This is a genomic window from Deltaproteobacteria bacterium CG11_big_fil_rev_8_21_14_0_20_42_23 (genome assembly GCA_002796345.1).
GTDB lineage: Bacteria > UBA10199 > UBA10199 > 2-02-FULL-44-16 > 2-02-FULL-44-16 > 1-14-0-20-42-23.
Map to the genome: position 1 here is coordinate 1 of PCXC01000005.1, position 19,776 is coordinate 19,776.

The window sequence follows — 19,776 nt, forward strand, 5'->3', positions numbered from 1 at the left end:
GCCAGCACTTTCTGTTTCAAGCAATCTTCCTCATGCTGTATCAAGCTATAGCCTAAAAGGAATTTCTCCTCTCGAGCCCATCACTATTGTAGTTGGGGTGATTGCCTTGGGCTCACTTTTTCTTTCTGCTTGTGACGATGGTTCAAAAGCTGACGACAACACCATGCAAGGTGGAGAAGGTGGAAAAGATCCGGGTATGGGCGGCAATGTTGGCACAGGTGCAATGCCTGGAGCTGGCGGTCAATTCGCCGGAAAACCAGACGCAGAGCCAGATGCAGAAGCTATCCTTGATATGGGTGTGTCGCCGGATGCCGAAGATGAAAAAGATGCCGGTGTTGATGCGGCTGTTGATATGGAAATGAAAGAAGCGGATGGCTATGTTCCAGATGTTGCTTCCGATGCAGGCGTTGATGCTGCAGCAGTAGACGCAGTTGCAGATGCAGCTCATGATGCTGGTGTTGAAGCGGATGCAACAGATGCAGCAGATGTGGGAATAACTCCAGACACTACACCGGCGGAAGATGCACAAAGCGCAGATGCAGCTGATGCAGGTGTTGTAGAAGACGCGGCAGTTGTTGTGTTTCCAGATGCTGCTGACGAAGGTGTAGATGAATCGGTTGATGCTGCCAATCCAGATCAAGGCGTAGCTCCAAGAGAAGATGCAGCGCCAGAAGATATGCGTGTTGAAGATGCCGCTGATGCAGCTGTTGATTCCGCAATTGATGCTGAAGTTGATGCGACTCCAGTTCCTCTGGATAGCGACAACGATGGCATTCTTGATGACGAAGATAATTGCGCTTTTGCGGCCAACGCAGATCAAGCCGATATTGACGAAGACGGAATGGGAAACGCCTGCGATCTTGAACGTCCACACATTAATGACGTGTTTGCACGATTGCCCGCAGACATTGTTGAAAGATGCGATGCATATGTCACTCGCATTTTAAATGTAAACGGCACTGATGCTCTGTTTGGCGTTTGTTCTCTTCCCGATACAGCTGGTGAAAATAATGAATCAAATCTTGTGCTGTTCCGTTGCACCTTAGCGAGTGCAGCTTCTTTTCTTGAAGGAGCAGGTTCTGAACAGTGCGAAACAATAGCGCATCTTCCAAGTGAACAAGACGATGTGAATGGTGTTCATCATGTGTATGATGCTACAAGCATGACGCAAGCAGGGAGCAATCAGGCTGCAATTGCTTTAGACAGTGCACTTGGTGGCGGCATTCATCTTGTCAATCTTGAGCAAGGAAACTCACTTCAATTTCGCCACTTCAATCCTCTTACGTTAGGAGCGGGTGGTTTTAGTTTTACGTTTTTGGTGGGAAGAGCGCAAAGTGCCGCGTATGAAAGCGGAAGAATATTTATCGGCAGACTTCCCTCCGCCGAAGAAAGAGATCCAGAAGGAGATGTCATTACAGGCCCATCTCTTTTACAGACTTCTTCAGAAGATTTTCGTGTAGATCGATCAAGTTATAGGGCCTTCTCTCCAGATCTCTCCTTTGAAGCGCTTCATCCTCTCTCATCTTCCCGCATGTTAACCTTAAACAGTGGTGGAGTGAATGTTTTTGGCAATACCGTTCTTCCTTCTTTGCGCATGCTTCGTCTTGATACGCCAGAATTATTAATGGCAACAGAGTTGCGGTTTGAAGAAGGGGTGATGCAGTTGTTTAGCGATCTTGCGATGAGTGTAGATAGGGCCTATGTCTATCCAGCGTGGAGTTCTGAAAACAGTGTATCTGTTGTGAATGTTCAAGCTGATCGTTTGCAAGAGATTGATCGCATCGATCTCTCTTCTCTTGTTCAAGGAAGCATCGTTGGCATTGCTGCTTCGGCGGATTACCTTGCTGTATCAGATTCTGCGGGCGCCATCTTTTTTGCGCCACTTCAAAATGGAGTGCCTGGAGCTTTTGATTGTGTGGCTTCTGTAGAGGCGCCACTTTCACACATTCACTTTGATGGAGCTGGATATTTATATGCCCTTTCAGATGGATCTTACTTTGATGAAGGAAAACGATACATCGCAATAAATCCTAACACGCTTTGTCAGTAGTTTTTTTGCTTCTAGAAATTTCTTGAACCCTCTTCACAAATACGCTAGCTGCTGGCGATGAAAAAAATCAGCGTGAGCGCTCCCGCAAAAATTAATACTATCCTTCGCGTTGTGGCTTTGCGGCCAGATTTTTACCATGAACTTGAAATGGTGATGGTGAAGTTGAAGCTCGCCGATCTTATCACCATCCACGATCACCCCGAAACCACCGCAATCACTTTTTCCTGCGATTCCATCCAAAACGAAGGCATGAATGCCCATAATAATTTGGTGGTGAAGGCTGCCAAGTTGCTGCAAGAGACGTATCAGGTAAAGCGAGGGGCATCGATTCACCTTGAGAAAAACATTCCCGTCGCCGCTGGTTTGGGGGGAGGCTCTAGTGATGCGGCATCCACCCTTAAGGCCCTCAATTGCCTTTGGGATTTGAAGCTGGATGCAAATGCTTTGGCCAAACATGGAGAAAGCTTGGGGGCTGATGTTCCATTTTTTTGCCACGAAAGCCCGGCTGCTTACGTTCATGGGATTGGTGAAAAAATTCAGCCAATCGATTGTTTTCCTAAGCTTTTTTTGCTTCTGGTGAATCCAGGTATCGAGGTCTCAACAGCCTGGGTTTATAAAGAATGTGATAAGCTTTTTTTCCCGGGTGGCCCGGGGACCAAAAAGCAGAAAAGAACACTGGAAAAACAGTCAGATAAGGATGATTTCCAATTGACAGGTAAAAATGCTGGTGTTAGGAGGGGTGCGCCTTTTGCTGCGCGCAGTGAGGTGCTGTGTGGTTTGACGAACGATCTTGAAGAAGTCACCCGAGCAAAGTATTTAGAAATATCTGAAATGAAAGAGTTTTTTCTTAAGTTTGGAGCAGACGCAGCGTTGATGTCTGGAAGTGGTCCGACCGTTTTTGGAGTCTTTAAAACACGAGAACTTTCAGTACAAGCAGAGAAGCAATTGCCATCGTCTTGGAAGGGGTTTGTCACCGAGACGCTCTGAAACGCTTTATCCGAGTCCAGCAGTTAAAACTCGGCCCTTTGAGGCCGAAAAACCGTTAGCAGATTTCCCTGGATTAAACTCGGGAGCTTGCTCTCGAGTTTTTGATCTCTTGTAGTGTAGGCAACATTTAGGAAGCTTATGCAAATAACAAAGGTTCAGGTTTTTCCCGTTCAAGAAGACGCGGTAAAGGCTTACGTGACAGTGACATTTGAGGATTGCCTTGTTATTCGAGACCTCAAAATCATTGAAAAGAAAGACCGGTTATTTGTTTCAATGCCATCACGTAAAAGAAGAGATGGCAGTTATCGTGATACCGTTCATCCTATAAACGATGAACTCAGGTCTTATCTTACGCAAAGTATTTTAAAGGCCTATTACGACGAGAAAAGATAAGAATTGGGGCGTCGGCAAGCGGTAAGCCACATGGTTTTGGTCCATGCATACGTAGGTTCGAATCCTACCGCCCCAGCAAATTTCAAGATGATTTTATCTTGAAATTGGCGCGGAAAAAGGGGTGAGAACCTCAGTCTGCTGATTTTCCAGCAGACGGGAAGCACCAAGACGTTGAGATGCGGGCATGCAGTTTATGCACGCAGCGATTACGGCTTGGGGTCCTCGGAGAAAGAAATGTTTTACGTTTCTTGATTTCGAAGGGGAAATCCTACCGCCCCAGCAATGGTGCAAGTGGATGAGAAGTAAAAATGATGAGTTGTTTTGACAACGAAGGGAGATGAAGTGAGTATTTTTGGAAGCAGTAATCTCAAAATCTTTTCAGGAAATGCTCATTGTAAACTTTCGGAGTCAATTGCACGTTATTTGAAAACAAACCTCACCGAGGGAAAAGTAACCAAGTTCAGCGATGGCGAAACCTGGGTTGATATAAAAGAGAATGTTCGTGGCGCAGATGTTTTTGTGGTTCAGCCAACGTGCCGGCCCGCAAATGAATATTTGATGGAGTTGCTCATTATTATTGATGCACTTCGTCGCTCCTCTGCAGACCGCATCACAGCGGTCATTCCCTATTATGGGTATGCGAGGCAAGATAGAAAAGTGAGTCCAAGGACTCCCATTACGGCAAAGTTGGTTGCTGATCTTATTACAGCAGCTGGTGCAAATCGAATCTTGGCCATGGATTTACACGCAAGCCAGATTCAAGGGTTTTTCAATATCCCGGTAGATCACTTGTATGCAAAACCGGTGTTGATTGATTATTTGAGTAATGAGCTCAACGACAACTTGGTGGTAGTAAGCCCAGATGTTGGTGGAACCGAAAGAGCAAGATCGTTTGCAAAGTTGCTACAGTGTCCGATAGCGCTCATTGATAAAAGACGGCCCAAACCAAATGTAAGTGAAGTGATGAACTTGGTGGGTGATGTAAAAGGAAAACGCGTTGTCATTTTAGATGATATCGTAGACACCGCAGGTACCATGATAAAAGCAAGCGAAGCATTGCTTGCCGAAGGTGCCACAGAAGTGCATGCGTGTTGTGTTCATGCTGTTCTTTCAGGTACGGCTGTTTCCAGTTTGATGGAGTCTAATATTAAATCGGTGATTGTAACCGATACGATTCCACTTTCTGAAGAAGCAGAAAAGTGTGACAAAATAAAAGTGCTCTCGGTTGCTCCTCTTTTGGGAGAGGCCATTGCAAGAATACATAACTCAGACTCAGTTTCTTCATTGTTTGTATAAGCAAGCTTGAAGGTGAAGTGAGAGAAAGATTTAAGTGTGGAGGAAATATGCAAAGAATTCCATTAACAGCAAAAACAAGAGAAGTGGGCAAAGGTTTTGCTCGCCGTGCGCGCATTGCAGGTTCAATCCCAGCGGTGCTTTACGGTGCGCTTGAAGCTCCTGTTTCCATCGAAATTGAAGCAAACTCTTTCAAAGCCGTAGAGAAAGCAGATAGAAACCTAAACGTTCTTGTCGATCTCAAAGTAGATGGCGGAAAAGAAGTGCTTGCTTTGGTACGTGATTACCAAGCTGATCCTATCAAACGAAACATCACGCATCTTGATTTTCAAGCAATTAGCTTAGACAAGAAAATCGATATCGAAGTGAGAGTTGAACTTGTAGGCGAGGCGCCAGGAGTAAAAGAGGGTGGAATTCTAGAACAGTTCCGAAGAACGCTTCATGTGAAAGCGTTGCCTCACAAAATTCCTCAAAGCATTCAAGTTGATATGAGCGCACTTCAGTTAGGCGAAAATATTCACTTAGAAGATCTCACCTTCCCAGAAGGTGTAGAAGCGCCTCACCAAACCAACTTTACTCTTGTAGCTCTTCTTGCTCCTAAAGCTGAAGAAGAGGAAGCACCAGCAGCTGCAGCAGAAGGTGCGGCTCCTGCAGAATCAGCTCCAGCAGCTGAGAAGAAAGAGGGCTAAAAACACGTGAGTGCCTTTTGGCTTATTGCAGGTCTTGGAAATCCAGGAAAGAAATATGAATACGATCGTCATAACCTTGGATTTCTGATTATAGATCGTTTTGCAGAGAAACATCACATGCTTGTTGAAACAAAGGCTCATAAGTCTTTGCTTGGAAAAGAAAAATTTCAAGAGAAGCAAGTAATACTTATAAAACCTCAGACGTACATGAATTTATCTGGGGAAGCAGTTCGGTCTGCGAGTGATTATTATCAGATTCCTCACGAGCAGGTGCTGGTTGTTCACGATGATCTTGACCTTGAGTTCGGAAAAATGAAGTTTGTCTTCGATCGTGGTCACGGTGGACATAACGGAGTAAGATCTGCCATCGATCATCTGGGCACGAAAAAGTTTTACCGATTACGAGCAGGCATTGGTGGTGCCACCAAAAGGGCAGTGACAGATTTTGTGCTTTCACCCTTTTCAAAGCAAGAGCTGAAGCAGCTCCCAGATTTTTTGGATGAAATGGTGAATGCCATTGAAGATTTTTTAACGCATGAATTAAGTTTTGTGCAAACGAAGTATCATTAGGAGTATCCCCTTAGTCACTTGCGTTAGGTGAGTGGCTTGAAGAGAACCCACAAGGAGGAAGTAAAATGACGAGAGAATATGAAACGGTTGTGATTTATCACCCCTCTCAAACCGAAGTGCAAGTTGCAGGAATGAATGACAAGCTAAGCAAGATCATTCAAAAAAATGGAGGCCATCTTTTCTTTGCTCGTAATATGGGAAGAAGAAAGCTCGCTTATCCAATCCAAAACGAAAAACTAGGCATCTACTTTTGTTTCGATTACGCAGCTGCAGGAAAAACAGTTTCTGAACTTGAGCGCGCGATGAAATTGGACGAATCTGTAATTCGATTTCTCACCGTTACCAAAAGTGAAACGGTAGACATCGAAGCAAGAAAAGCAGAAGTTGAAGCAAGAGGCGAAGGAAAACCAGTTGTAGCTGAAGAAAGACCGGCAGCACCAGCTCAATCTCCAGCGCCAACAGCAGATAAAGCATCGTAATTTTTTGTGTATCTTGATAGGGTCAGAGCCATAAGACTCTGACCCTTTTTTGTTTGTGCCCGCACAAGCCTACCTGGCTTAAGGAAAATGTTTTCATGATGAATCTTGGAGTGTTATCAAAAAAAACGCTGATTGTTTCATGCTTGCTTTTGTTTTCCTACTTTTCTGGTTTTTTTACCTTGCTTATTCCACTTGCTTCTTTTGCACTGGCTTCTTGGATAGGCTTGAAAAATGCTTCAAAATTGGGAGTTGTTTTTTGTTTGTTCATTGTAGCAGCATTCTCCTTATTTCTTCCCGAACAGTTTTCAGATGTAGGAAATTTTGTATTGCCGGGATTTCTTTTACTAGAGCACTTTTCCCGATTTTCAGTTTTTTTACTGGGGCTTTTTTATTTCATTTTTTTCTTTTCTGCCGGCTTGATTCTTTTTCAGAGTTTACAGAAAAGTGGAGACCTCAATACTTGGTTTCTTTCCTCGTTCGTAAAACTTCTTCTCTTGCTGGCACTGTTTTTCGTACTTTTTGTCAGCCTCAGCCCCGATTCCCTTTACAACAGCAGCGTGCAGCACCTTGAGTCATTGCTGGCAAAAATTGAAGCAGCCGAGAGCGCTTCTTCATCTGGGGCTGCGATGTCACAACTTTTTGGAAACAAGCACGAATTTTCAGTGCAGTTTTTGCACTACTTTCCGGCGCTTTTTGCCATTTTTTGCCTGTTTACGCTGGTGGTAAATACTTTGCTCTCCCGAAGACTTTTTAAGCATTTGCCCGCATTTGCTTGTATAAAGCCATTTTCAGCGTTTCGCCTTCCCGATCAGTTTATTTGGCTTCTCATCATCTCGGGCCTTGCCTTTTTTGCGGGGAAATATATAGTCGGCGCTACCTTTTTGGAGATAGTGGCGCTAAACCTTGCCATTACAGCTTTTGCGCTTTACGTTCTCCAAGGTTTAGCTGTAGCTTTATTTTTTATTACGCGGGTGAACTCAGTTTTTTTAAGAACCGCGGCCATGATTATGTTGGTGATTTTTTTCGTTCAGGTAAGTCTTTTCCTTTTTCTCATCGGTATTTTTGACGTGTGGTTGAATATCCGAGAGAGAAAAGTAAATACTAAACAAAACTTATGAAATAAACGTTGGAAGGAAAGAAGGAGAAAATATGCAAGTCATTTTACAAGAAGAAATTTCAAGTCTCGGAAAAGCTGGAGAAATTGTGAACGTAAAAGAAGGTTACGCTCGTAACTTTCTCATCCCACAAAAGAAAGCTGTTGTTGCTGATGCCAAAAACATGAAAATGCTTGAGCACCAACGCAAAATCATTTCCGCAAAACAAGCCAAACTTAAAGCAGAAGCTGAAAAATTGGCAGTAGAGTTGAACAAGCTAAAGCTTGTATTTGAAAAAGAAGTGGGCGAAGAAGGAAAACTTTTTGGTTCTATCACTTCAAAAGACATTGCTGAATTGGTGAAAGAAAAAGGCTTTGAAATCGATCGCAGAAAACTGCAACTTAAAGATCCAATTCGTGAAATTGGTGACTGTGAAGTTCCCCTTAAGCTTCATGCTGAAGTAACAGCAATGCTTAAAGTTTCTGTAGAGAAAAAATAATTTCGATTTGCTTGGGGGAGCGAAGAGAAAGCGTGTGTTGTTTTTTAATCTTAAGAAATGTGTTTGAGGTTCCATGACACCCCCAGATCTTCAACAATTTAAAGTGCCGCCCCAGAATATTGAAGCAGAGCAATCAATTCTGGGTGCTGTGCTTCTTGATAATGAAGCCATTCATCGCTGTTTAGAGCTTGTTCAAGCTGAAGATTTTTACCGTGAAACCCATCGCAAAATTTACGAAGCCGTCCTCGATCTCTACCAAAAAAGTGAACCCGTAGATATCATCACGCTCACCAGTCACTTGAAGTCAAAAAATGTTCTCGATCAAGTTGGCGGCGCAACCTACCTCTCTTTCCTTGTCGATCAAGTTCCAACAGCTGCAAATGTTGCCTCCTACTGTAAAATCGTTCGTGAAAAATCCGTTTCCCGTCGTTTGATTGAAGGTGCTACACAAATTATTAGTGATGGCTATCAGCAACACGCCGATGTGAATGAATACCTTGATAAAGCCGAACAAATTATTTTCGATGTGGCGCAAAACCGCACCAAAAAAGGCTTTAGCCAGGTGAAGGATGTTGTGAAAGACAGCTTCAAGGCTATCGAACAACTCTACGAACGCAAAGAATTAATCACAGGTGTTCCAAGTGGATTTAAAGATCTTGATCGTTTGACGAGTGGTTTTCAGCCCTCGGATTTGGTGATTATTGCAGGTCGTCCTTCGATGGGAAAAACAGCATTCGTGCTGAGCATTCTGGAAAATGCTGCCATCGATCATGGAAAATATTGCGCTATTTTTTCGCTGGAGATGTCAAAAGAGCAGCTGGTGCAACGTATGCTGTGTTCGCGTGCAGAAATTGATTCCACCAAATTGCGCGGGGGTTTTTTGGCTGAAAGCGATTGGCCAAAGCTAACCCGTGCAGCCGGCATGATATCTGAATCTCCCGTCTTCATTGATGATACGCCCGCAATTACTTCGATGGAACTTCGAGCAAAAGCGCGTAGACTTCAGCGCGAGCATGGGCTCGATCTCGTAGTGGTGGACTATTTACAACTGATGCGAGCTTCGCGCCGCATCGAAAGCAGAGAGCGCGAAATTGCAGAAATTTCCAGTTCACTTAAAGCCCTTGCAAAAGAGTTAAGCGTTCCCGTGTTGGCGCTGTCGCAGTTAAACCGCGGATTAGAGGCCAGGCAAGATAAGCGTCCACAGCTTTCTGATTTGCGTGAGTCTGGTTCAATCGAGCAAGATGCAGACGTGGTGATGTTTATTTACCGCGATGAAGTCTACAACAAAGAAACTCCTGATGCCGGAAAAGCTGAGATCATCATCGGCAAACAGCGTAATGGACCAATCGGGCGGGCGACACTTGCGTTTAGGCACAACATCACACGCTTCGATAACTTGGCGCAACATGTAGACCAATCATCAGCATCTCCTTCACATATTTTAGAAGGAGTGGGCGATGTGCCTTCAGCTGAAGATGGATATTAGTAATGAACGCCAACAAAAAGAAGCGCTGAAAAACTAGGTTTGAAACCGCTATCGTAAACACGTTGTGCGGCTAATGCAGGTGCAGCAAGGTCAAGATCTTGATGTATACCTTCTTCAAATAAAAAATCTTCCTGAACATCAAATCCAAAATAAAAATATTTATGCCACATCATGGCAACGCCACCGCCGACGGATGGGCCAATAGCTTGCGTGGTAACGGCAGTGTCACTCGCCAAAACATTTCCTGGAAGAGAACCAATGCGGCCGGAAATTCCACCTTTGAGATACGGCAAAATCTGAAATGTTTTCCATTTGGTGAGGGCATCAAAAATGAAACTGTATTTTCCACTAATGTTGGAGTGAATAAGATGTTCTCTTCGTCCGCTGTTGAAGTTGGTTGCGTAGGAACCATGAATTTCTAGTGAAGCTGCATCGGTAATGTTCCAGCCAAAAGTGAGGCCGATCAAACGCTCAAAGTCAGACCCCACAGCTGTTTGCGCGGCTTGATCAAAATCGAAATCTGACTGAACGAGGCCTGTTCCTATTGTGATGTAGGGTCCTTCATGAAAACCATCCAGCGGACGAGCGTTTGCCGTTGAAAAAAATAAAACTTGAAGCAAACCGAAACAGAAAAAGGTGACAAAAAGTTTTTTCATCATATATAGGGAACGCTTCTAGCAAGTTAGGAAAAAATGGCAATTGATAACACTGGGGAAGAGAATGAAATTAATCGTAGCTACAAAAAATAAAGGGAAGCTTGCTGAAATAAAACGCATGCTCAGCGACATAGATCTCCAAGTGGTAAGTTTTGAAGAGGAACATTTTTCCGATGTACTTGAAGATGGAAAAACATTTTTGGAAAATGCGCGCAAAAAAGCATTGGCGTGTCATAAGCCAGACGCGTGGAGTTTGGCTGATGATTCTGGCTTGTGTGTAGACGCACTTGATTTGGCACCCGGCGTTTACTCCGCGCGCTATGCGGGTGAGCGGGCGACTGACAGCGATAACAACGCCAAATTGATTTCAGCACTGGATGGCGTGCCCACAGAAAAACGCGCAGCTTCATTTCATTGTGCATTGGTGCTTGTTTCGCCAGCCGGAAACAAGTGGGAGTTTGAGGGCAAGATGGAAGGCAGTGTTTTGCAAGAACCCCGAGGCGAAAATGGTTTTGGCTATGACCCGCTTTTTTTAGTGAAAGGTACCGATAGAAGCGCTGCAGAGCTCTCCCCAGGCGAAAAGGACGCTTATAGCCACCGGGGAAGGGCGCTTCGAAAAGCCATGCAGGTTTTAGTTGCACTTCTTTCTAAAGAAGGTTAGAAGCCAGCGTCTTTTTCAAAATCTGCGGTTGTTTCAAGCGATGAAGATACAGACAGTAAATACACACGGGGTGTAGCTCAGGCTGGTTAGAGTGCTTGGTTTGGGACCAAGAAGTCGTAGGTTCGAATCCTATCACCCCGACAAAAAATCTGACTTCAGGTCAGATTTTTCGTTTCAAGAGCAAAAAAGTTCTTTGAAAAATTGCGCCCGTAGCTCAGTGGATAGAGCAACTGCCTTTAAGCTACAAACATTAGGAGCCTTCATAGGGAAAAGAAACTTATGAAGTGGACTACACTGTATCGGGGAAACCTTAACAGGTAATGCTGATGGCAATCCCGAGGAAACCAATGGTTGACCCGTATGGAGGTCTATCATATGTCAGTAAATTGAATATGAGAGGACATCATACAAAAGAAAAGGGCGACCTAGGTGTGTTGAAAGCTCAAGTTGATTTACATCAACAAGGATTTACTCTTTTAAATCCGGTTACTGAACACGCTCCATTTGATCTTGTCATTTATAGGAATGGGATTTTTAAGAGCGTCCAAGTGAAATACAAGTCCTTGGATAAAACTGGAAGTTTAACACTTGGTTTTAGAACGTGTTGGACAGATAAAAATGGAACCCATATGAGAGCCATTAATAAGGAAGAAGTTGATCTTTATTGCGTTTATTGTCCAGACACCGACGAATGTTATTACTTTGATCCAAAACGGTTTAACAAGACAGTAACCTTGAGGGTAAGTACGCCGAAGAATAATCAGCTGAGTAAAATTAATAAAGCGGCTGATTATCGTTGGGTTCCGTAGAGACTATACGTGTAGCACCTGAGATGGTGAAGATATAGTCCAGACCACAAAATTACATCATCCGTAATGTAGTGAAAACTATAGTGGTAAGCTAAGCCGTAGGCCGCAGGTTCGAGTCCTGCCGGGCGCGCAAAAAAGAGAGGCCATATGGTCTATCTTTTTTTTGTGTATTCGTCGGTAGACGAGAAGCTGGAGTTTGATAGCTTTGACGCACAGCTTTGTTTTTACATTACCGTTGTTCACTTACTTCTTTTGCGCTAGGCGTTAGGTGCTTTCTGAAAACCATCTTCTGCGGAGCTCATTCTTCAATGCAAACAAAACCATTCAAGATTGGTATAATCGGCGCAGGGCGAATAGCGCGTGTGCATGCTCTGGCCCTTCGAGCCTTGCCGTTGCTTGAAATAAAAGCAGTTACAAATCGAAGCTTCAGCAATGCACAAACATTTTGCGCAGATTTTAATATTCCTGTTTGCGCATCCAGCGTGCAAGATTTGTGTGACGATCCCCAAATTGATGCAGTTCACATTTGCAACGTAAACACAGCGCATCTCGAAGCTATTCGTATTGCTACAAAAAATGGAAAGGCAATTCTTTGTGAGAAGCCTTTGGTACATCATCAAAGTGTTCTCTCTGAACTTTCTCAGATATCTACTGCATCTTCGTCATTGTTTTCGGTGTGTTTTTCTTTTCGCTATCATCCAACGGCACTTATGCTGATGCAGCGTTTGCCTGAAGTAGGAAAAATAAAAAAAGTAGATATTTCATATTTACAATCATCTTGGCTGAAAAAAAGAAAAGATGCTTGGCGCCCGGATCCCCTTGTCTATGGCAATTCCTACGTCTTAGCTGATATTGGTTCGCATACTCTTGATATGGCGAGGCATCTTTTGCACCAGCAGCTTTTTGTAGAGAAAGCTTGTATTCACTATGACGGAAAAGTTGCTGAGTGTTCTGATATTGAAGCCGAGCTTGAACTTCTTTCCGAAAATAAAATTCCTGTTTCTGTAAAACTTTCTAAGGCTGCGAAAGGATTTTCCAATCGCATGAGCATTCGTGTCGTAGGAGAATATGGTGAGCTTGGTACGGATGATGTATTGTCGGGAAAAATATATTTTTCAAAAGAGAACGAAAAAATTTGGATACAACGAGCGCCACATCTTGAAGGAGATGTTTTGCAATTTCCGGAGGAACATCCCGAAGGTTGGCTTTCGGGTTTTGTAAATCTCTTTCATCTTTTCTATCAAAGCCTCGGTAAAAATTCCCCATTGCTCCCTTTACCCACCGTGAAAGAATCGATTCAGATTTCACGTTGCATTGGAGATGTTCTAGAACAAGCTGTCTGGAAGCCTCTTTGAGAAAATAAAAAATGAGTTTTTTATTTACTCATACCCCGCAAATATTGACACCACCTTGCTATGCTGGTAGGTGCAGTTTTCCCGTAACGAAGGAAAAACACATGATGCTCTCAGCTCCAAAAAGTTTAAGTGGCCCTCGTCTCGCTGCTTATAACCATGTACAATTAGGCCTAGGAATTGGAACACATGTTCCACATTTTGTAGATGCAGCGACAGGGAAAACTGCTTTGCATTTACAAGCTGCAATGAAAGCTGGAGCTCCAGTTCCGCTAGATCGTCTTGAGAGCACTGCAGAGAATTTAGTGCATCAATTGGAAGGCATTAGAGTCCCTCGTCATTTTCTTCATCTTCAGCGATCTATTTGGTTGCTTGAACACGCCAGAGCACTTCGGGCGAATGTGCAAATTCTTCAAGGTAAACATTTCAGTGTAGCAGATGAAGCGAAGCTGCTCTACGGTGTTGATGTAGCGCCGTTTCCTGATCTGCACTTTCAAGATCTTAGAAACAGACTTCATGATTTGCTTCCTGGAAAAAATGACAGATCAAAAACTTTAGCAGAGCGCAGAGCAGAGTGTGATCAAGCACGATCAATTGATCCAAACCTTGCTCTTCGCTTGATTCACAAAACCATCTATCCTAAAGTTCAAAAATTATCTGCAGCATTCTACACAGCACCCGAAAAAAATAGTGTAGAGTTTGCACTTGCCCATGGTGTTTCTTGGACGGGCTACAATTGGTGGCAAGGGAAGGGCCATTCTCTTGTTCAATTTAACGGCGATAGGCCAATGGCGCTTGCGCATCTCGCCGATACTGTAATGCATGAAGCTGGCTTGGGCCATCATCTGCATCATGTTGGCATCGAACATTATCTTGACCGTGGTCACAGATGGCTAGAACACAGCATCGATTTATTTGGTGTTCCGTGGGGAACCGTAGCGGAAGGTATTGCTATGACTGCACTTCCTTTGGTGATGGATAAAGAAACTTGGATTGCGTGGCACAAAGATGTTTTGTTTCCCGCTGCACATATGACTCATCTCGATGCAGAACGTGAATATGAGCAAGCAGTCACAGCTTTAAAAACGGCATATGGAAATGCAGTGTTTCTGTTTGCAGATGGTGCAAGTGCAGAACAAGTTCAGAACTTTTTCAGAACTAACGCAGCTTCCACAGAAGCAGATGCACTAAAGAGCGCCAACTTTGTAAAAAAATACGGCAGTTATGCCTTTACTTACTACATGGGTGCAGCCTTGATGGCTAAACTCTATGCTCGACCTAGCTGGAATGGGCAGCCCAGCCCCCACTATTGGTACCACCGTTTAGTGAGCCAACCTGTTACCCCAAGTATGATTCGCGCCTGGATTGAACATGGTTCAAGTGCAGACTTGAGTGCGCTTTTGCGAGCATAGTGTTCCAATTCATTTGGGGCTAAAAACAGACCGATATTTGACAAGTGGTACTAAATATAGTACCATGCGCTTTATGGATCTTAGGCCCACAGTACGTTACCTTCTTCACAAAAGTGAAATGTCTCTGCGCGAACTGGCTAAAGTAAGTGGAGTGCGGCGACAAAGTATTGCGCATTTTTTGAATGGTGGAAATATTCATCTCACCAATTTGGATAAGTTGCTCGAAGCCTTGGGATATCGCCTCCGTCTTTCCACTACACCAGAAGAATTGAAGCCAAGATTAGCAAGACGCATTTCACTTGATTCCAAAAAAATTTCAAAGTTTTGCAAAAAATATCACATTCGCTCAATTTCTCTTTTTGGTTCTGTGCTTCGAGATGATTTTCAAAAAAAGAGTGACATTGATGTGCTTGTTGATTTTGAAAAGGCCCCAACTTTTTTTGAACTCGATGAAATTGAGGAAGAGCTAAAGAAACTTTTTAAGACCAATCATAAACTTGACCTCGTAACACTTCATTCTCTTTCTCCCATTTTTGCCAATGACATTTTAAACTCGAGTGAAACTCTTTATGAACAAGTCGCCTGAAAAATATTTTGAGCACATGTTGTTGGCCATCGCTGAAATTGAAACCTATTTGCAGGGATACAGTTGGCGTGCATTTGAGCGAGATCGTAAAACAGTAAGTGCTGTTATTTATCAATTGCAAATTATTGGAGAAGCAGCCGGAAAAATTCCAAAAACTTTGGTAAAAGACTCGCCTGTTCCATGGGGAAAAATTACGGGCATGCGCCATAAGCTCATTCATGATTATTTTGGTGTGGATGCCGAGACTGTCTGGCGCACTTCGCAAGAAGGGCTGGGCCCGCTTAAGGCATATTTGCAAAAAAAGCTAAAATGAGCAGGGTGCGTTCCACTATAGTTTAACTGTTTGATATTATTACTGGTTTTGGCACCCCCTCTCAAAACTCCTGTTTTTTCTGTACGAGAGCTCCTTTTTGAGCAAGTGGAATTCAAAAAAAACGACTCTCTCCACAACTTCTTTGTACTTTTGCCGAAGTGTGTTAGGGCGTGCTCACCTTTGAGTTTAAGGAGTGATGTTTTATGGAAACCGTTGGTTTAATAAGTTTGGGTTGTTCGCGAAATCTTGTGGATTCTGAAGTGATGTTGGGTGCGCTGAAAAAAGCGGGCTTTCACATCAACCAAGATCCCATGCGTTGCGATGTGATTATTGTGAACACGTGTGGCTTCATCGAAGCTTCTAAAGAAGAGTCCATCAACACCGTGTTGGAAATGGCGGAGCTGAAAAAAACTGGCCAGCTGAAAAAATTGGTGATGGCCGGATGCTTGGTGCAGCGCTATGCTGATGAGTTGAAAAAACAAATGCCAGAAGTGGATTTGTTTATAGGTACCGGCGAATACCCAAAAATAGTGAGTTTGCTGGAATCTGAATGCGATGTAGCAGTAGGAAAACCTCGCGCACTTGCAGATGAAACTTTGCCGCGCTTACTCACCACTCCAAAACATTATGCCTATTTGAAATTGGCCGAAGGTTGCCAACATGCATGTTCGTTTTGCATCATTCCAAAATTACGTGGACCACTGCGATCGCGCTCTATCGATTCACTGGTGATTGAAGCTAATAATTTTCTTGATCAAGGTGTGCGCGAATTAAATTTGATTGCACAAGATTCAACAGGTTTTGGTCGCGATAGAAAAGATGAAACCACTTTAAAGAAATTGTTTGAAGCCTTAACTGAACTTCCTCAAGAAAAATGGATTAGGCTCTTTTATGCATATCCACAAGGTTTCCCGATGGAGGTTTTGGATGTGATGAAAGATCATCCGCAGATTTGCAACTATCTTGATTTGCCCATCCAGCATATTAACGATCGCATTTTGAAGTCGATGCGTCGCGAAGGTGTGGGAAAAGATGTGCGAGATATTATCGAAGCTGTGCGTACAAAAATTCCAGATCTTACGTTACGAACTACTTTTATTGTTGGATATCCCACCGAAACGAAAACTGAATTTGAAGAGCTGCTTTCGTTTGTAGAAGAAGGTCACTTCGATCATGTTGGTGTGTTCACGTATTCTCCGGAAGAGGGCACCAGTGCTGCAAAGCTTGCCAATGATGTTCCCGATATGATTAAGCAAGATCGCAGAAATCGTTTGCTTGAAGCGCAGCAAAAAGTTTCGAAGCAACGCAATGAACGCTGGGTTGGAAAAACTATTTCTGTTTTAGTAGATGGCCCAAGCGCTGATGAGCCATTGGTAATCACAGGCAGACATCAAGGCCAGGCGCCAGACGTTGATGGTGTTGTGTTTCTGAACGAGTGTGATTTGCCAGCAGGAAGTTTTGCACAGGTAAAAATCACCGAAGCGCATGCATATGATTTAGTGGGGGAGATGGTTTAAGCGTTTTTTGTTTTTAGCTTTGTCGTTGCGAGGAATGAAGTGACGTGCAATCTCCTCTGGCAATGTTGCTTTGTCATCCTGAGAGTAACGAAGGATCCACTCTGGCAATTTACATTTTTGAATTGAACGAGGAGATCCTTCACGATGTTCAGGATGACAAAATTAACTCAATAACAAGAATCAAAAACAAAAAAAGCATCTCGAGTTGAGATGCTTTTTCTTTATTCCAATTTTAGTAAAAACTAAAAGTGCCAGCCGATGCTTCCCAAAACAGCGAAGCGAGGTTTGAATCCACCGTCAGTAACTTTGGTATCTGGAGTTCCTGCAACGGTAGTTTTGTAAGCTTTTTGGAAAATGAGGTGCTCGGTTGCATCGATGTTAAAGAAGAGGCCTTTCCACACGTTGATTTGTGCGCCGATACCTACAGCTGGTCCGCCGCCAAAAGCGCCAACTTTGTTGGCATCAGTTGATGCGTTTACAAAAAGAGCATGCGCTGTTCCGCCCACTTTTAAGTAGGGAAGAAATTTCACGGTAGCGTCATTTCCTTTTTCAACGAAGTAAGGAAGCGTAAACCTGTTAGCAAGTGTAATATCTAACACATGTTCGCGCGCATTTTCTGTGGGGAAAGTTCCCGCGGGAAATGCACCAACAGCTGCTCCTGCATTACCAACGCTTGAGGTAGCCGTGGTGTACGTCATAGAAAGAAGAGGGCGCACCCACATGGTGGCATCCCAACCAATGGTGAGGTTGGCCAGAGCTGGTTCCCAGTTTTTGCTGAATTGACTTCCGGTAATGACATGACTGTCATTGTTTACTTGCATGTATCCAGCGCCAACCGATAGGTAAAACCCTTGATCCCAGCCTTCGCTGTTTGCACTTGCTTCGCCTGATAAGCCACTCAGCAGCAAAAGTGCCAATACTCCACACAACAGATTTCTTTTCATTTGTCCCCCTTCATGAGTGAAAAAATTAATGCCGCAATTTTACATATTCAAAAATGAAAGTCTATTGATATCTCTACCTTAGCCAAAACTCTTTAAAGCTAAACTCAAAAGAAAGCTGAGCCCAAAAAAAGGTTGGACAAAGAGAGGGTGATTCGTTAGAAGCCGGGAGCTTTTGGATCAGAAATATGGTGGCCATAGTTCAGTTGGTTAGAACGCCTGGTTGTGGTCCAGGAGGTCGTGGGTTCGAGTCCCATTGGCCACCCAACGATTTTTCGCTAAGAAAAATCGTTCCTCTATTTTCAAATTTCTAATAATCTAATTTCTGGGTTTTGGTGTTGATTTGAGCAACGAAAAATCGGGAAATTAGAAATTGGAGAGTAGAGAGTAGAGGAACAAGCATGGAAAAATTTGCCTTCGAAAAGCTTGATGTATATCAACGTGCACTTGATTGGGTTGAGCAAGCAGAGGCTCTGTGTGAATCCTTAAAGGGAAAAGTGTCCTATCAAATGCTCGATCAACTTTCCCGAGCAGCTCTATCAATTCCTCTCAACATTGCCGAAGGAAATGGCAGGTGGCACAAAGGTGATAAACGACAGTTCTTCTGGATTGCTCGGGGATCTGTGTTTGAATGTGTGCCGCTCGTTCAAGTATTGCATCGAAAAAATTTACTTGATGATATCCAATATTCATCAAGCTATGAAAATCTTCAGGTTATGGCTAAAATGCTCAGCAGTTTAATCAAGTCTGTGGAGAAAATTGATCAGAAATAACCACCCAGTTCATCAAGCCCTAGTGAAAGCTGGGGCTTTTTTGTGTGCCTCAATTGAGGTTTCGAACTGTGCCTTGATAAATCAAAACAACTTGTTTAGACGTGCTCTCATGAAGCCAACCTTATACTTCCTGATTCTTTCTTTTTGCGTCTTTGTTCTTTCCTGTACGAATGAGCTTAAAATAATAAATGCTGGACCAGATTTTATTACATTTTGGAGAAAGGCAGAAAATCTTCAATTTGAAGATCAAGCAAAACTCTTCAAAGATATTTTCTTTTCGAAACCATATTACAATTTTTACCGTGATGTGACGTAGTCCTATAAAAAAGAAAATAATACTTGGGACATCAATGAAGAGTTGAAAAAGGATTTAAAAAAGTATCTTCCGAAATATAAAAAGCATTACGATGATTTAACAGAAACTTTTCAGCATTTTGATTATACAAGCAAGAAGCGTCTTAAGGATTTTTGGAAGTTTTTCCCAGATGCAAAGAAGATTCTAGGGAATAACAAAGTTACTGTTTATGGAACTCTTTCGTTTGATAATTTTGGCGGACGAGTGCGCTGGGTAGAACAAGAAAATGGCAATATGCAAATGGTTGTTGCCTTTGGAATCGATAAAGTTGTTCTTCACAAGATTAATCTTGATGCACTTTTTGCACATGAATTCTTTCACGTTTATCATGAACTCGTCACTCCTGAAATTTTGAAGAAGATTAAAGAAGATCCTTTACTCATGAAGCTTTGGAATGAAGGGCTTGCGACGTATGTGAGTTCTCAAATGAATCCACGTTTAAGTGATGCTCAAATTTTGCTGGATTCAGGTTTGAAAAATCGATGCCAGAACGAATATCAAAGCTATGCTCATAGATTTTTGAGAGATCGCACGGACTTCATGAAAGACCGAGATATGAAGAAAGCAAAGATGTACTATCAAAAATGGTTTTTGATGGAAGATCACGAAGATATTAATTATGAAGGCATGCCTAAAGCGGCTGGCTATTGCCTTGGTTTTAAGGCCATAGAAGATTTAGACAAAAGTCATACTATGTTGGAAATGGCACATTGGGATTTTAAGACGGTTCAAGCAAGCCTTTTGAGAGCTTTAGAGAAGCATATGTAGTCCCCCCTGAAAAACCCTCCATGAGCACATCGAAGTGAGTAATGAGAGTGGTTTACGGTTTGGTGTTGTTGAAAAAAGGGCGTTTGAAATTGC

Annotated in this window: 22 protein-coding genes and 3 tRNA genes; 23 read left to right on the forward strand and 2 right to left on the reverse strand. The window is 43.1% G+C overall.

Translation table 11 applies throughout. From position 1 onward, the window contains the following. From COV43_00375 to COV43_00425, 11 genes are all read left to right on the forward strand, one after another. The coding region (locus COV43_00375; protein PIR26792.1) for a hypothetical protein at nucleotides 1-2,050 on the forward strand (2,050 nt) is incomplete at its 5' end. A gap of 57 nt (nucleotides 2,051-2,107) precedes the next feature. Next, entirely contained in the window at nucleotides 2,108-3,037 is a 930-nt protein-coding gene (gene ispE, locus COV43_00380; GenBank protein ID PIR26793.1) for a 4-(cytidine 5'-diphospho)-2-C-methyl-D-erythritol kinase, read from the forward strand. A gap of 138 nt (nucleotides 3,038-3,175) precedes the next feature. Beyond that, complete coding sequence (locus COV43_00385; GenBank protein PIR26794.1) at nucleotides 3,176-3,430, forward strand: septation protein SpoVG; 255 nt, start codon at nucleotides 3,176-3,178, stop codon at nucleotides 3,428-3,430. A gap of 4 nt (nucleotides 3,431-3,434) precedes the next feature. After that, nucleotides 3,435-3,509, forward strand: a tRNA-Gln gene (locus COV43_00390). A gap of 263 nt (nucleotides 3,510-3,772) precedes the next feature. Beyond that, nucleotides 3,773-4,726, forward strand: a complete 954-nt coding sequence (locus tag COV43_00395; protein PIR26811.1) for a phosphoribosylpyrophosphate synthetase — start codon at nucleotides 3,773-3,775, stop codon at nucleotides 4,724-4,726. Nucleotides 4,727-4,773: 47 nt separating this feature from the next. Then, complete coding sequence (locus tag COV43_00400; protein PIR26795.1) at nucleotides 4,774-5,412, forward strand: 50S ribosomal protein L25; 639 nt, start codon at nucleotides 4,774-4,776, stop codon at nucleotides 5,410-5,412. 24 nt (nucleotides 5,413-5,436) lie between these two features. Next, nucleotides 5,437-5,982 (forward strand): aminoacyl-tRNA hydrolase, encoded by a 546-nt coding sequence (locus COV43_00405; protein ID PIR26812.1) that lies wholly within the window; start codon nucleotides 5,437-5,439, stop codon nucleotides 5,980-5,982. Between the two features lie 65 nt (nucleotides 5,983-6,047). Continuing rightward, nucleotides 6,048-6,461: a 30S ribosomal protein S6 gene (gene rpsF, locus COV43_00410; GenBank protein PIR26796.1), complete on the forward strand. Its 414-nt coding sequence runs from the start codon at nucleotides 6,048-6,050 to the stop codon at nucleotides 6,459-6,461. 95 nt (nucleotides 6,462-6,556) lie between these two features. Beyond that, nucleotides 6,557-7,579, forward strand: a complete 1,023-nt coding sequence (locus COV43_00415; GenBank protein ID PIR26797.1) for a hypothetical protein — start codon at nucleotides 6,557-6,559, stop codon at nucleotides 7,577-7,579. A gap of 31 nt (nucleotides 7,580-7,610) precedes the next feature. After that, complete coding sequence (locus COV43_00420; GenBank protein PIR26798.1) at nucleotides 7,611-8,054, forward strand: 50S ribosomal protein L9; 444 nt, start codon at nucleotides 7,611-7,613, stop codon at nucleotides 8,052-8,054. 73 nt (nucleotides 8,055-8,127) lie between these two features. Next, on the forward strand, nucleotides 8,128-9,540 hold the full coding sequence (locus COV43_00425; GenBank protein PIR26799.1) for a replicative DNA helicase: 1,413 nt from the start codon (nucleotides 8,128-8,130) through the stop codon (nucleotides 9,538-9,540). Here COV43_00425 and COV43_00430 read toward each other — a convergent pair. Continuing rightward, nucleotides 9,537-10,199 carry a hypothetical protein gene (locus COV43_00430; protein ID PIR26800.1) on the reverse strand — a complete coding sequence of 221 codons (663 nt, stop codon included), beginning with the start codon at nucleotides 10,197-10,199 and terminating at the stop codon, nucleotides 9,537-9,539. The two genes, COV43_00425 and COV43_00430, sit on opposite strands and share 4 nt — an antisense overlap. 61 nt (nucleotides 10,200-10,260) lie before the next feature. Between COV43_00430 and rdgB the strand changes: the two genes are divergently transcribed. The 8 genes from rdgB to rimO all read left to right on the forward strand — a co-directional run bounded on the left by rdgB (nucleotide 10,261) and on the right by rimO (nucleotide 16,846). Then, a complete protein-coding gene (rdgB, locus tag COV43_00435; GenBank protein PIR26801.1) occupies nucleotides 10,261-10,857 on the forward strand; it encodes a non-canonical purine NTP pyrophosphatase, RdgB/HAM1 family in 597 nt (198 codons plus the stop codon). Nucleotides 10,858-10,923: 66 nt separating this feature from the next. Continuing rightward, a tRNA-Pro gene (locus COV43_00440) sits at nucleotides 10,924-11,001 on the forward strand. A gap of 248 nt (nucleotides 11,002-11,249) precedes the next feature. Further along, entirely contained in the window at nucleotides 11,250-11,666 is a 417-nt protein-coding gene (locus COV43_00445; GenBank protein PIR26813.1) for a hypothetical protein, read from the forward strand. A 308-nt stretch (nucleotides 11,667-11,974) separates the two neighbouring features. After that, entirely contained in the window at nucleotides 11,975-13,021 is a 1,047-nt protein-coding gene (locus tag COV43_00450; GenBank protein PIR26802.1) for a hypothetical protein, read from the forward strand. Nucleotides 13,022-13,122: 101 nt separating this feature from the next. Then, nucleotides 13,123-14,430 (forward strand): hypothetical protein, encoded by a 1,308-nt coding sequence (locus COV43_00455; protein PIR26803.1) that lies wholly within the window; start codon nucleotides 13,123-13,125, stop codon nucleotides 14,428-14,430. 64 nt (nucleotides 14,431-14,494) lie between these two features. Continuing rightward, nucleotides 14,495-15,016, forward strand: a complete 522-nt coding sequence (locus COV43_00460; protein PIR26804.1) for a hypothetical protein — start codon at nucleotides 14,495-14,497, stop codon at nucleotides 15,014-15,016. Then, complete coding sequence (locus COV43_00465) at nucleotides 15,000-15,329, forward strand: DUF86 domain-containing protein (GenBank protein PIR26805.1); 330 nt, start codon at nucleotides 15,000-15,002, stop codon at nucleotides 15,327-15,329. Before COV43_00460 ends, COV43_00465 begins: the two co-directional genes overlap by 17 nt. 203 nt (nucleotides 15,330-15,532) lie before the next feature. Then, entirely contained in the window at nucleotides 15,533-16,846 is a 1,314-nt protein-coding gene (gene rimO, locus COV43_00470) for a 30S ribosomal protein S12 methylthiotransferase RimO (GenBank protein ID PIR26806.1), read from the forward strand. 242 nt (nucleotides 16,847-17,088) lie between these two features. Here the strand turns inward: rimO and COV43_00475 are convergent, their stop codons facing one another. Next, nucleotides 17,089-17,790, reverse strand: a complete 702-nt coding sequence (locus COV43_00475) for a hypothetical protein (GenBank protein ID PIR26807.1) — start codon at nucleotides 17,788-17,790, stop codon at nucleotides 17,089-17,091. A 188-nt stretch (nucleotides 17,791-17,978) separates the two neighbouring features. Between COV43_00475 and COV43_00480 the strand changes: the two genes are divergently transcribed. The 4 genes from COV43_00480 (at nucleotide 17,979) to COV43_00495 (ending at nucleotide 19,683) form a co-directional block, all read left to right on the forward strand. After that, nucleotides 17,979-18,054: transfer RNA gene (locus tag COV43_00480), tRNA-His, on the forward strand. A gap of 134 nt (nucleotides 18,055-18,188) precedes the next feature. After that, nucleotides 18,189-18,560, forward strand: coding sequence for a four helix bundle protein (locus COV43_00485; GenBank protein PIR26808.1), 372 nt, complete (start codon nucleotides 18,189-18,191; stop codon nucleotides 18,558-18,560). Then, complete coding sequence (locus COV43_00490; GenBank protein PIR26809.1) at nucleotides 18,547-18,876, forward strand: hypothetical protein; 330 nt, start codon at nucleotides 18,547-18,549, stop codon at nucleotides 18,874-18,876. Before COV43_00485 ends, COV43_00490 begins: the two co-directional genes overlap by 14 nt. 42 nt (nucleotides 18,877-18,918) lie before the next feature. After that, the gene (locus tag COV43_00495; GenBank protein ID PIR26810.1) at nucleotides 18,919-19,683 is read left to right on the forward strand and encodes a hypothetical protein; all 765 of its coding nucleotides are present in this window, start codon (nucleotides 18,919-18,921) and stop codon (nucleotides 19,681-19,683) included. Nucleotides 19,684-19,776: the final 93 nt, after the last annotated feature.